General features: G+C 70.6%; 13 protein-coding genes and 1 pseudogene. 4 read left to right on the top strand and 10 right to left on the bottom strand.

What is annotated here, in order from left to right; all coding sequences use genetic code 11:
- Positions 1-3: 3 nt before the first annotated feature.
- A complete protein-coding gene (locus IMZ11_RS11080) occupies positions 4-234 on the top strand; it encodes a hypothetical protein (protein ID WP_228640313.1) in 231 nt (76 codons plus the stop codon).
- A gap of 21 nt (positions 235-255) precedes the next feature.
- Here IMZ11_RS11080 and IMZ11_RS11075 read toward each other — a convergent pair whose 3' ends face one another.
- The 7 genes from IMZ11_RS11075 to IMZ11_RS11045 all read right to left on the bottom strand — a co-directional run bounded on the left by IMZ11_RS11075 (position 256) and on the right by IMZ11_RS11045 (position 7596).
- Positions 256-915, bottom strand: coding sequence for a response regulator transcription factor (locus tag IMZ11_RS11075; RefSeq protein WP_228640310.1), 660 nt, complete (start codon positions 913-915; stop codon positions 256-258).
- Positions 908-2290, bottom strand: coding sequence for a sensor histidine kinase (locus IMZ11_RS11070; protein ID WP_228640308.1), 1383 nt, complete (start codon positions 2288-2290; stop codon positions 908-910). The genes IMZ11_RS11075 and IMZ11_RS11070 overlap by 8 nt, the downstream gene beginning before the upstream one ends.
- Before the next feature lie 20 nt (positions 2291-2310).
- A complete protein-coding gene (locus IMZ11_RS11065; protein WP_228640306.1) occupies positions 2311-3051 on the bottom strand; it encodes an ABC transporter permease in 741 nt (246 codons plus the stop codon).
- A gap of 1 nt (position 3052) precedes the next feature.
- Positions 3053-3958 (bottom strand): ABC transporter ATP-binding protein, encoded by a 906-nt coding sequence (locus IMZ11_RS11060; protein ID WP_228640303.1) that lies wholly within the window; start codon positions 3956-3958, stop codon positions 3053-3055.
- A gap of 195 nt (positions 3959-4153) precedes the next feature.
- Positions 4154-5611, bottom strand: coding sequence for an MFS transporter (locus IMZ11_RS11055; protein WP_228640301.1), 1458 nt, complete (start codon positions 5609-5611; stop codon positions 4154-4156).
- A 312-nt stretch (positions 5612-5923) separates the two neighbouring features.
- Positions 5924-6676, bottom strand: a complete 753-nt coding sequence (locus tag IMZ11_RS11050; protein ID WP_228640299.1) for a GNAT family N-acetyltransferase — start codon at positions 6674-6676, stop codon at positions 5924-5926.
- Between the two features lie 35 nt (positions 6677-6711).
- On the bottom strand, positions 6712-7596 hold the full coding sequence (locus IMZ11_RS11045; protein ID WP_228640295.1) for a GNAT family N-acetyltransferase: 885 nt from the start codon (positions 7594-7596) through the stop codon (positions 6712-6714).
- A gap of 149 nt (positions 7597-7745) precedes the next feature.
- Between IMZ11_RS11045 and IMZ11_RS11040 the strand changes: the two genes are divergently transcribed.
- Positions 7746-8231, top strand: coding sequence for an RICIN domain-containing protein (locus IMZ11_RS11040; RefSeq protein ID WP_228640292.1), 486 nt, complete (start codon positions 7746-7748; stop codon positions 8229-8231).
- A 118-nt stretch (positions 8232-8349) separates the two neighbouring features.
- Here the strand turns inward: IMZ11_RS11040 and IMZ11_RS11035 are convergent, their stop codons facing one another.
- Together IMZ11_RS11035 and IMZ11_RS46665 are read right to left on the bottom strand one after the other, a co-directional pair.
- Positions 8350-8688 carry a hypothetical protein gene (locus IMZ11_RS11035; protein ID WP_228640289.1) on the bottom strand — a complete coding sequence of 113 codons (339 nt, stop codon included), beginning with the start codon at positions 8686-8688 and terminating at the stop codon, positions 8350-8352.
- A 305-nt stretch (positions 8689-8993) separates the two neighbouring features.
- Entirely contained in the window at positions 8994-9749 is a 756-nt protein-coding gene (locus IMZ11_RS46665) for a helix-turn-helix domain-containing protein (protein WP_374462256.1), read from the bottom strand.
- Positions 9750-9987: 238 nt separating this feature from the next.
- On the opposite strand from IMZ11_RS46665, the gene IMZ11_RS11020 reads away from it, so the two are divergent.
- Positions 9988-10653: a DUF4097 family beta strand repeat-containing protein gene (locus IMZ11_RS11020; protein WP_228640287.1), complete on the top strand. Its 666-nt coding sequence runs from the start codon at positions 9988-9990 to the stop codon at positions 10651-10653.
- Between the two features lie 588 nt (positions 10654-11241).
- Here IMZ11_RS11020 and IMZ11_RS45140 read toward each other — a convergent pair.
- A pseudogene (locus IMZ11_RS45140) lies at positions 11242-11298 on the bottom strand (TetR family transcriptional regulator); the annotation flags it as partial.
- Here IMZ11_RS45140 and IMZ11_RS11010 point away from each other — a divergent pair.
- Positions 11278-11628, top strand: a complete 351-nt coding sequence (locus IMZ11_RS11010) for an SDR family oxidoreductase (RefSeq protein ID WP_374462259.1) — start codon at positions 11278-11280, stop codon at positions 11626-11628. The pseudogene IMZ11_RS45140 and the gene IMZ11_RS11010 overlap by 21 nt on opposite strands.
- The last annotated feature ends 98 nt before the right edge of the window (positions 11629-11726 follow it).

The raw sequence follows: 11726 nt of genomic DNA, 5'->3' as shown, positions 1-11726 counted from the left end.
GGCATGCGCCACGCCCTCCAGCTCGCCGGTCTCTACCTGGTCGTGTCCGGCATCAGCGGAACCATCGACCACCTGGCCGTACAACCCGTGTTCGGCACCTTCCTCAACTTCTTCAACCGCGTCGTCATCCCGCGCATCGACTTCCTGGCCGGGTACGAGATCTACGCGAACCTGAGCCTGGCGGTCTTCGGGGGCGTGCTGGTCATCGCCGCGGATCGGACCCGGCCGACATGACGGCGCACACCGTCGGAGCGATCAGCCGAGGATGCCCCGGTCGTAGGCGATGGCGACGGCGGCGGCGCGGTCCTTGGCGCCGAGCTTGCCGTAGATATGGGTCAGATGGCTCTTGACGGTGGCCTCGCTGATGAACAGGACCGCGGCGATCTCCCGGTTGGACGACCCCTTGGCGACCAGGCGCAGCACGTCGCGCTCGCGACTGCTCAGGCTGTGGTTCCCGGGAGCCCGCACCTGGGAGACGAGCCGAGCGGCGACGCCAGGCGACAGCACGGTCCGACCCTCGGCGGCGGCCCGCACCGCGCCGAACAGGTCATCGCGCGGAGCGTCCTTGAGCAGGTAGCCGGTCGCGCCGGCCTCGATCGCCGGGAGCGTGTCGGAGTCGGTGTCGTACGTGGTCAGCACCAGCACCCTGGCCCGCGCGCCGCGGCGGGACAACGCGCCGATCGCCTCCACCCCGCCGCCGCCGGGCATGCGCAGGTCCATGAGGACCACGTCGGGGTCGAGGAGGGTGACCACCTCGATCGCCTCGACCCCGTCGGCTGCCTCGCCCAGTACGGCGAAGCCGGACGACGCCTCGAAGATGCTGCGCAGGCCGTGCCGTACGACGGGGTGATCATCGACGATCACCAGCGTGATGGGCGGCACGGGTGAATCGGGGGGCACCGGGGGCTCACTCATGGCGTACCAACGGTACTCGCGCGGACAGGGCGGTACCGAGCCCCGGCTCGGACTCGATGTCCATGGTCCCGGCGACCCGTTCGGCGCGGGCCCGCATGCCGCCGAGGCCGAAGCCGCCGGTGTGGCCGCGCGCGGGAAGGTTGCACGGGTCGAAACCGCGCCCGTCGTCGCGGACGTCCAGGCTCACCTCGTCGTCCATGTAGGAGAGGGTGACCCCCGCCCGCCGCGCGCACGCGTGCCTGCCGACGTTGGCGAGCGCCTCCTGGGCGATGCGGAGCAGCGCGACCTCGACCTCGTCATGCAGCGGCTCGACGGCGCCGGTGACGGTGAACTCGCCACGGACGCCGGTCTCGGCCGACCAGGCCGCGACGATCTTCTCCAGCGCCGTGGGCAGGGGGTCGTGCTCCAGTTGCCCGGGGCCCAGGTCCTGGACCGAACGGCGGGCCTCACCCAGGCTGTGCCTGGCGAGCGTGGAGGCACGCTCGATGTGGTCGCGGGTGGCCGCGGCGTCGGCGCTGTCGGCCGCCGCCTGGAGTTGGGTGATGATGCCGGTCAGCCCCTGCGCGAGAGTGTCGTGGATCTCGGCGGCCAGCCGGGCGCGCTCGTCGGCCACGCCCGCCTCCCTGGCCTGGAGGAGGAGCTGGGCGTGCAGGCCGGCGTTCTCCTGGAGCGCCTGGGCGAGGCGGGCGTTGGCGCGCCGCAGTTCGGCCATGGCCGCCGCCTTGGCCGCGGTGTGCTCGGCCTCCTTGACCCCCATGTGGTCGAACCCGAGGGCGAGGCCGGAGTGCAGCGCCAGCAGCACGACGAACGCCAGCCAATGCATGCCCTCGGCCGGCGGCAGGCCGCCGGCGTTGGAGCCGGCCATGGTGATCGCGGTGGCGAACAGCGCGGGACGCACCAGATGGCGGGGCAGCAGCATGTCGACGTCGTAGTAGCCGAGGAGCGCGTAGACGCCGAAGAGTGGGTTGCACCAGGTGAGCACGAAGGCGACAACCCACCGCAGGAGGTAGTAGAGCCGGTCTGCCGGGCCACGCGCGACCCGCCGCCTGCCGTCGGCGCTCCACCACACCTGCAGCGCCAGCGCGGCCACCACCAGGACGACGGCGACGTAGCGTTCGCCGAGGGTCATCAGCGCGTCCGCGCTGACGGCCGAGAGTGCCCCGCCGACGGTCAGCAGCACGTACGGCCCCGCGTTGGAGAACCGGTGCCGCCAGGACTGCACAACGCCGGGTGTCTCGTCCGAGTCTCCGGAGGAGGCCGGCCCGTCGCCCGGAGCACCGCCGGGTAAGCCGGGTACGTCCGGCAGACTGCGCGGGGTGACGTCGAGCAGGCGCGGATCGCCCCCCAGCGAATCGATCGACGTCCGGTCCGCCACCAGGAGACACCCCGTTCCGATCATTCCCAGCGGAACCAGCGGACGGATGCGCCTGCCAGCACCGTGATCCACACCAGTATGATCGCCAGGTACGACAGCGCCGGCCAGCCGCCAGAGGTGGCTTGGGCCAGAGCCTGGGAGGCGGCGCCGAACGGCGTGAGCTCCACCACGCGCTGCATGGTTTCCGGCATGGACTGGACCGGAATGTACACCCCCGCGGTGAACGCCGCAGGAAAGAAAATGATCGTGGCCGCGGCGGTGGAGGCCTTGGCCGTGCGCGACAGCGCGGCGATGAGCGCTCCGCTGACCAGCGCGCCGAGTGTGACGAGCACCAGCGTCAGCGCGTAGGCGGGCAGGTTGGCGGGGAGGGCGACGCCGTACAGGAGCCGGCCTGCCGTGATGACAACGATCCCGCCGGCCAGCGCGGCGCCGCCGTGCACGATCACCTGGGCGGCGAGGAGCGCGGCGGGCCGTACCGGCGTGGTGGACATGCGGCGCAGGATTCCCTTCTCGCGGTAACCGGTGAGGGTCGGCGGCAGGGACTGGAGGCCGGCCATGATCATGCCGAGCAGGACGGTCACCGGGACGTACAGGTCGATGGACCGCGCGCCGGCTGGGGCGGAGCCCTCCGCCCGGAACGACGGGACCAGGCCGACCACCACCAGCAGCAGGACGGGGAAAGCGAGGATCCAGAACACGCTGACCGGCTCGCGGCGGAACAACAGGGCCTCCGCCTTGAGCACAGCGACGGATGCGGACATGTCAGGACTCCTTGCGAGTGAGGTCGAGGTAGGCGTCGTCGAGGGTGGCGCTCTCCACGCGCAGGTTGCGTGCGGTGATGCCGTTGCGGGCGAGCATGGAGGTCAGCGCCACGACAGTGTCGTCGGTCCCGGTGACGACCAGCCGGCCCCCGTCCGAGCGCCGTACGCTCCGAACCGCCGGCAGCCCGGCCAACTCGCCCTCGCTCAGCGACCGCGAGGGGGTGAAGGAGATGACCGTGTCGCTCTCGGCGCTCCCGATGAGCCCGGCGGGGGTGTCCAGGGCGGCCAGGGCGCCCGCGCGGAGTACGGCCACGCGGTCGCACAAGTGCTGTGCCTCCTCCATGAAGTGCGTGACAAGCAGCACGGTCACGCCCTCGTCCCGGACGCCGCCGATCAGCTCCCAGGTGTCGCGCCGGGCGCGCGGGTCCAGTCCGGTGGTCAGCTCGTCGAGTACCACCACCTTCGGGCGGCCGACGAGCGCGAGCGCGATGAACAGGCGCTGCTTCTGCCCGCCGGACAGCGTCCCGAAGCGGGCGCCGAGCCGGTCCGTCAGATCGAGCCGCTCGGCGAGGGCGCGCCAGTCCGCCGGGCGCGGGTAGAAGGCGCTGTAGAGTTCCAGCACCTCGCGGACAGTGAGTTTCTCCTGCAGGTCGCTGTGCTGGAGCTGAACGCCCAGGATCCGGGAGACCCGCTCGCGATCGGCTGCCGGGTCCAGGCCGGCCAGCCGTACGCGCCCGGCGTCGGGCTTGCGCAGCCCCTCGACGCACTCGACGGTCGTGGTCTTACCCGCCCCGTTGGGGCCGAGCAAGCCGAAGATCTCGCCTTCCTCGACGGCGAAGGACACGCCGTCCACCACCGTCCGGCCGCCGTAGGACTTCCGCAGCCCGTCGACTTCGATGATCGCCATGCCCCGAGGATCTCCCGCCGCGCCTTCGCCGGGCATCGCCCGTCGCGCTGGAACCCGCATCCGCCGATCGGTTGATGCCGGCGTACGACCTCTGGACCCCGCCGACGCCGACTTCGGCCGGCGCCGAGGTCAGTTCTGGGGTGAACGCCGAGGTCAGTGGCGGGGTCAGTGCCGCGGCCCGCGCCTCGCCGCCGATCACCAACGGCGGAGAGAGACGGTTCGAGGATCCGAGCCCTGGTCCACCTCCTCGAACAGTGCCGCCGCCCGCCCGGCGGTGGCCATGGCCCGGCGCCCGGTGCTGAGCAGCCCCAGGACCAGGATGCCGACGCCGAGCCCGAGCACCATCCACCACACGCCGGGTTCCGCGCTGGTGTAGGCCGCCCCGCCCCGGGTCAAGGCGGACCCCACGATCGTTCCGGCGATCGCGACGCCCAGGGTGGTGCCGGTCTGCCTGCCGGTGGAGGCCAACGAGGCAGCCACCCCGGCCATCGAGCGGGGCATTCCGGAGACCGCCGTGTTGGTGATCGGCGGGTTGACGGTGCCCAGGAAGACGCCGAACAGCAGATGGATCGCCAGCACGGCCGGCAGCGGGGTGGCCGGGCCGAGCCAGATCGACGCGCCGCCGCCCAGTGCCAACGCGGCCCCGGCGACCACCAACGGCAGCCTGGGACCGCGCACGCCGACCAGCCGGCCGGTGAACGGGGAGAGCACGATGACCAGCACTCCGACCGGGAGCACGCACAGCCCGGCCGTGAGCGCCGACATACCGCGCACGTCCTGCAGGTACTGGGTCGTCACGAACAGGAACGCGCCGAACCCGCACAGGGCGAAGAGCGCCATCACGATCGCCGCGCTGAACGACACGCTACGAAACAGGCGCAGCTCCAGCAGCGGGTCGATACGGCGCGGCTCGTAGCCGAGGATGCCCAGCGCACCGAGCACGGCTACGGCGAGCAGGCCGAGGATGAGCGGCGAGGTCCAGCCCAGGACCCTGGACTCGATGATCGCGTAGACGACGCTGCCCAGCACCAGGACCACCAGTGTCTGGCCCACCGGGTCGAACCGGCGCGCCCGCGCGGCGCGGGACTCCGGCACGAACAGCGCGGTGCACACGATCGCGGCGGCAACGATCGGCACATTGACCCAGAAGACCGAGCGCCAGCCCAAGCCGTCGACCAGGGCGCCGCCGAGGATCGGCCCCAGCGCCAGCGCCAGCCCGGACATCGAGCCGAACACACCGATGGCCCTGGCCCGCTCGGCCGGGTCGGGAAACGTGGTGGCGACGATCGCCATCGCCACCGGGTTGAGCATCGTGCCGCCCACGGCCTGCAGCGCACGCGCTGCGATCAGCCAGCCGATGCTCGGCGCCAGGCCGCACAGCAGCGAGCCGAGCCCGAAGGCGGCGAGGCCGACCAGGAAGACGCGCCGACGGCCGACCCGGTCGGCGGCGGATCCGGCCAGAACGAGGAAGCCGGCCAGCACCAGGGTGTACGCGTCGACCGTCCACTGCAGGCCGGACTCCGAGGCGTGCAGGTCGCTGCGAATCGTCGGCAGCGCGACGTTGACGATGGAGATGTCCATCACCACGACGACGATGCTGGCGCAGCAGATCGCCAGCACCAGGAATCGGCGGTGTTGCCTCGATTCGGGCATACGGGTCCAATCGGTAGCACTGCTGATGATCACGGTGAGGGCTCTCGGTAAGTGACCCGACGCTAGGAATTGGAGCGCGCTCGAAGTCAACCCACAGCCGGAATCCGAGCCCGTACGCTCCGACCCCCCGGCGGGCCTGAGCATCGCCGAGGCCGCTCTCCGCCGGCGACGCCGACCGGCTATGGGCGCCCGACCGCCCAGCGGGTGCGTGCTGAGCGATCCCCTCGCGTACGGTCCCGGGGCCGTACGCCTGTCAGGCCGCGCCCCCGGGACCCCAGGGGACGACAACGGCTGACCGCCACGCGGCGACGCTCACGGCGCCACGCGGTAGTGGTAGCCGCACACCTCCTGGAAACCCGCCCACGCGTACAGCCGTACGGCAGCGTGGTTCTCGCATTCCACCTGCAGATACATGCGATCCGCCGCCTGCGTGCGAGCCCAGCCTGCCAGCGCGGCGAGCACCTCGCGGGCCGCGCCCTTCCCCCGTGCCCGCGGAAGCGTCGCCATCCCGAACACCCCGGCCCAGCCGTCGTCGGCGACCGCCCGGCCCACCGCGATCACATCGGCTCCGACGCTCACCGAGGCGTAGGCGCTGGGCCGCTCCACCCGGCCGAGCAGGTCCCACTCACCGTCGTGACCGTGCACGGCGTGCCAGACCTCGAACCACTCGCCTGCCGGCCGGTCGTCCACCCGCACCCGCGTCGACCCCGACGCCTGCTCCAGCACCCGCGCGGTCGAAGCCGCCTGTAATGACATCCGGCCGCCACGGCGGTAGCCGCGATCCGCCAACAACGCGTCGAGGGCGTCAGGGCAGGCTCGCGGGCTGATCTGGAAGCGCGTGTCCAGGCCGTGCCGGCCGTAGAACTCTTCGGCCTCCCCCACCCTGCGCGCCAGCTCCTCCGGCCCGGCGTCGCCGTGCGGTAGTACCGTTCCCACCCACCAGGAGCAGGTGGGCGCGAGGCGTAACCACCACCCGCCCGCGTGCTCGACGTGCTCCGCGGGCAGCGCCCGAGCCGCTCTCTCCTGGAGGCCCCTCACCACGTGCGAGCCGGTGGCATGGGTCATGTCCGCATCGTCGCATGAAGGAGGCGGAAGGTGCTTCACTCGGTCTGCCCCAGTTTGACGTAGGTGTGCGTACGCGCGTAGGGGTGAAATCCCAGGCCGCGGTAGAGCGCTTGGGGAACGGGATAGTCCTCGTCACCGCGCGGGCAGACGATCGAGCTGGTGGCGCCGGCGCGACGGAGCGCGTGGAGGGCGGCCAGGCACACCGCCCGGGAGAGCCCGCGGCGGCGGTGGGCGGGGTCGGTGCCGACGGGCTCGATGAGCCCGACGCGGTGGGCGTCGTCATACCAGATCAGGCAGTTCGCGGCGAAGCGACCGTCGGGAGCCTCGACGATCCAGTCCAGCTCCGGCCGGTACGGCCACGCGTCCATGATCGCCCGATAGGACTCGGTCGTGACGCCGGTCGAACTCCACGCGGCCTGGTGGACGGCGACGCGCCGGTCCACGTCGTGATCACCGCGTACGGCACGAGCGGTGAAGCCGTCCGGCAGCACGGGTTCGGGCAGGTCGGTGAGCGGCCGGGAGTGATAGCGGAAGTAGGGCGCGTCGTCCCGCGGTCGGTATCCATGGCGGACGAGCGCGTCATGCAACTCCCTCTGAGCGTCGAGCACGTTGATCTCGCGCGGTCCGCCGGCGGCCGACTCGTCGAACCAGGCCAGGATCTCCTCGACCAGCTCCGGGAACGCCGGATCCACCTGCAGCCGGAGATCGTCGGGCAGGTGCGCCCACCCCCAGGCGACCACGCGACCGCCGGCCTCCCACAGGGCGATGGGCCAGTCCGCCCGGTCGAGCGTGTACATCAGGCGGCCCCAGGCCAGGTCGCCGACGTGATGAGGGCTGGCCACCGACCACACGCGCTGCGTCAGCCTCTGCATCGCGCGTAGATCGCCCACATCCGCATATCGCCGCATGATCGCCGTCATGGGCGGCCATCCTTCCAGGCCGGGAGTCCGGCCAGCGAGCGCATTCGAAACGACTACGCCACGTAATCAGTCGGTCCGTTTGCCGGGCCTTTTCGGATGCGTTACGTAATAATCAGTGACGCAAAGTAGTCGCAAGGAAGGGGCTCCTCGTGCGTATCCGTCTCGCCTCCGCCGCCACCGTGCTGGCCGCGGCCATCCCCGTCGCCCTCGCCGCCCCCGCGTCGGCGGCGCCGTCCGTCCCGGTCCGGCCGGGGACGTACCAGATCGTCAACTCGGAGGGGGCGTGCCTGCGAGGAGAAGGCGGATTCAACTCGAAGGTCCTGCCCGGCGCGTGCGACACCAGGTGGATCCTCGTACCCACCGGCGACGGCGACAGCGTCATGATCCGGCACGCGACCACCGGCACCTGCATGAGCACCGCCCTGGAGCGGATCTATCCTCCGATGGTCGCCACGCTGCCCTGCGAGCCGGGTCCCCGGCACACCTGGATCGTCGGCGATACCGGCGACGGCCGGGTCACCATCGCGCGGGGGCTCGGCTACGTGACCGACTTCGGTCCGAAACGCCCCGCCGTCCTGCTGGGAGACAGCCCCGACCTTCACGGCAAGCAGTCGTGGACTCTCCAGCCGGCATGAGAGCGGAATCCCGGTCGGCGGCAGGACGAGAAACCCGATCATCCTGACCGGCTCTGACGAACGACACTCCACGGCCTCGGACCGCGCGGGTCCGGGGCCGTTCCTCTGAAGGGACGGGCTACGCGTGGAGTTCCCGTTCGGCGGGTCGCGCCGACGATGCCGGGGCGGCCCCGAGGACGGCGAGCGGTGACAGGGCGGCCCCGAGGACGGCGGCGGCCGCGCCCAGCCAGAACAAGGTGGTGAAGGCGGAGTCCGGCACTCCGGCGGCTCCGGAGGAGATGCTGGAGGCGATGACCGCGGCGGCGAGCTGGCTGCCGACGACGCTGCCGGCAGCGCGCGCGATGTTGTTGATCCCGTTGGCGGTGCCGGTCCTGTCGAGCGGCACCAGGTCGGCGATCAGCTTGGGCAGCGTGCCCATGACGAGTCCGGATCCAGCCCCGACGATCGCGTAGAGCACCAGATGTTCCCACTCACGTACTGGCAGTCGTCCGCGGCATCTGACCGGCACGGCGTGGGTAAGGTCGACTCATAGCACGATCACTGCGGGCCTTGCAGAGTCGTGGCCATCCAAGATCGGTCACGGGCGCGAGGAGAAATTCGACGATCTTGTGCTCGCGGTGTCCAAGGTGATCAATACCCACCATGATCTGACCATGTTCTCCTGGCACCTCGTCCAGCCTGATGCCGCTGCTTCCATCCCTCGGTGGAGGCGATCGCCGAGGTCACCAGCCTGCTCACTGCTGTGACGATCGAGACGGCTGTCTACCCGTGGTCTGAACGTGGTTGGGCGGTGTCGTTTGAGGTGGTTTCGGGTTTGGTGTGCAGGACTTCGCGGGCCTGTTCGGCGGCGCGGGTGATGCTTTCGCTGATGAAGTCGAGGAAGCGGGCGATGTTCTCCAGGCGGGTGGCGGCGGGGGTGCGGGGGCCGAGGATGGCGACGCCTTGGCGTGCGGTTTCGACGAGTTGGTCGTTGGATCGGGCGCTGGCGATCGTCGCCTGGTAGAAGAGTTCGTCGTCGACGACGTAGCGGTCGCGGCGACGTTCGTCACGTTCTCGGCGGACGAGGCTCTGGCTCTCCAGAAAGGCGATCGCTTTGGAGATGGACGCCGGGCTGACCTGGAGGCGCTGGGCGAGTTGGGACGCGGTGAGGCTGCCCGCGTCGGTGGTGAACAGGCAGGTCAGCACCCGGGCCGTCATCTTGGGCAGACCAGAAGCCATGAGGACGGTGGTGAGCGTCTCCTCGTACTCGGCCACGGCCTCGGCGTCGCGTCCGTGTGGCTGGCGGACCGACTCCGGCCCGCGGGAGGAAGCGGGCCTGCGCCGGTGAGCGCGGCGTTCGGTGGCGCGGTGGGCCAGGTCCGCGCGGTAGGCGCTGGGGCCGCCGTTACGCATCACCTCACGCGTGATCGTCGAGGTCGGACGGTCGAGGCGTCGGGCGATCTCGGCGTAGGGGAGGCTGTCGGCCAGCCCCAGCGCGATCTGCTGGCGTTCCTGCTGGGTGAGCCTGCCTCCCGGCATCGCGATCTCCTTGGTGATCCTTCGTGGTGGTCCCCGAGGCTCCCACCATAGCGTTCACTTCTCACCCATTGCAATGATCGAGGCGGCTACCGTTGCGTTACTCCCAAGTCCGTTGCAACGATTTCGCAGGACCTACCTGCATAGATGTCGATTATGTGCAACGAGTGCGTTGCTTGATTTTGGAAAGCAACGTAGCGTTTCCGGCAACAGAAACAACAAGTGAGCACCGGAGAGCACGATGCAGAAGTTCGACACCCCCGCCCCGATCTCCGCCGTCCTGGCCATCCCTGCCGGACGCATCCAGTTCATCGCCGCCGACCGCGCCGACACCACCGTCGAGGTCCTGCCCGCCAACCCCTCCAAGAGCCGCGACGTTGAGGCCGCCGAGCAGACCACCGTCGCCTACGCCGACGGCGTCCTGCGGATCCACACCCCCGAGCCCAAGAACCAGCTCTTCAGCCCCTCCGGATCCCTGGAGGTCACCGTCCAGCTGCCCGCCGGCTCGCACATCGAGGCCAAGACCGCCAGCTCCGAACTCCGCGGCGTCGGCCGCCTTGGCGACGTCGCCTTCGAAGGCGCGTACCGCCAGATCAAGATCGACGAGGCCGCGAGCGTCCGCCTCACTGCGATCGACGGCGACGTCGAGATCGGCCGGCTCAACGGCCCCGCGGAGATCAGCACCGCAAGGGGCGACATCAGGATCACCGAGGCCGTGCGCGGCACGGTCGTGCTCCGCACCCAGTCCGGCGACATTTCGGTCGCCGCCGCCGCCGGCGTCTCGGCCGCCCTGGACGCCGGTACCAGCTACGGCCGCATCAGCAACGCCCTCAAGAACGATGGCACCGCCGAACTCGACATCCGCGCCACCACCTCCAACGGCGACATCACCGCCCGCAGCCTCTGAAGGAGCAGAACCAGGCCTATCCGGCCGGGCCCACCGCGATCGAGATCGAAGTCCCCGTAGCGATCGCGGACAACCCAACGGCCGCTGCGTTGAAGGAATGAGGGCGGATGCGGCGCACCATCCACTCCGCCCGCTACCTTCAGGGGGCCGGCGAGCATCTCCAGCACCAGGCCGTGAGCGGTGATATGGTCCGCCAGCGCGGTCAGCTCGGCGGCGTCCCGCCCCGGCCGCGAACGCTGCCGCAACGACGGCGCGGGCTTGCCCTCTGTCCGCCCCCGAGGGTGCCAGTCTGGCTTCGAGCAGTGGCAGTAGCTCCTCCTGGCAGCGCACGCGCTTCCCAAGATAGGCGGCGTGCAGCGAGTCGGTGTGGTGCGCCAAGCGGAAGCGCTCCAGCGCCTGCTCGGGACTTGCATGGAGGGAGAGCGCGGCCTTGAATGCGGCACGCGACGCCTCCCAGGCGCCGACATCGACGGGCTGCTTGCGGACGGTTTCCGTCAGGAGGGCGATGAACTGCTCCTGGCTGCCGCCGATGAGGTCTTCCTTGGTGCCGAAGTAACGGAAGAGGGTGCGCTGGGAGACACCGGCCTCGCGGGCGATCTGCGCGATGGTCGTCTCGTCGTACCCCTGCTGCGTGAACAGGCGCAACGCGCCGGCGAGGGACTCGGCGCCGCCATGACCGCTGCCAAGGGAGCTCTGCTGCCTCTCGTGCGCTCCCTGGCCATCGAACTCGCCCCACGCCGTATCCGGGTCAACGCGGTAAGCCCCGGCCTGATCAACACCCCCGCGTACAGCAAGATGGGTATCTCCCCGGACACGATCGCCTCCTGGGGTGACGGCGTTCCCCTCGGCCGCGTCGGAGCCCCTGCCGACATTGCCGAAGCTGTCGCCTTCCTCGCATCCGACGGTGCCAGCTACATCACGGGCGACAATCTGATCGTCTCCGGCGGCATCGGCGTGCACACCCGCCCCGTGTAGGTGACGGCGACGGCCGCAGGCCGATCAGTGCCCCGTGAGCTTCCGACGCTCCGCCATCGTCCTCGTCCAGCTCCGATATGGCACGGAATCCGGCGTCA

The sequence above is a fragment of the Microtetraspora sp. AC03309 genome (assembly GCF_020826795.1).
Taxonomy (GTDB): Bacteria; Actinomycetota; Actinomycetes; order Streptosporangiales; family Streptosporangiaceae; genus Microtetraspora; species Microtetraspora glauca.
The sequence above is the reverse complement of the archived record's forward strand: the minus strand, read 5'-3'. Positions and strand labels throughout refer to the sequence as shown.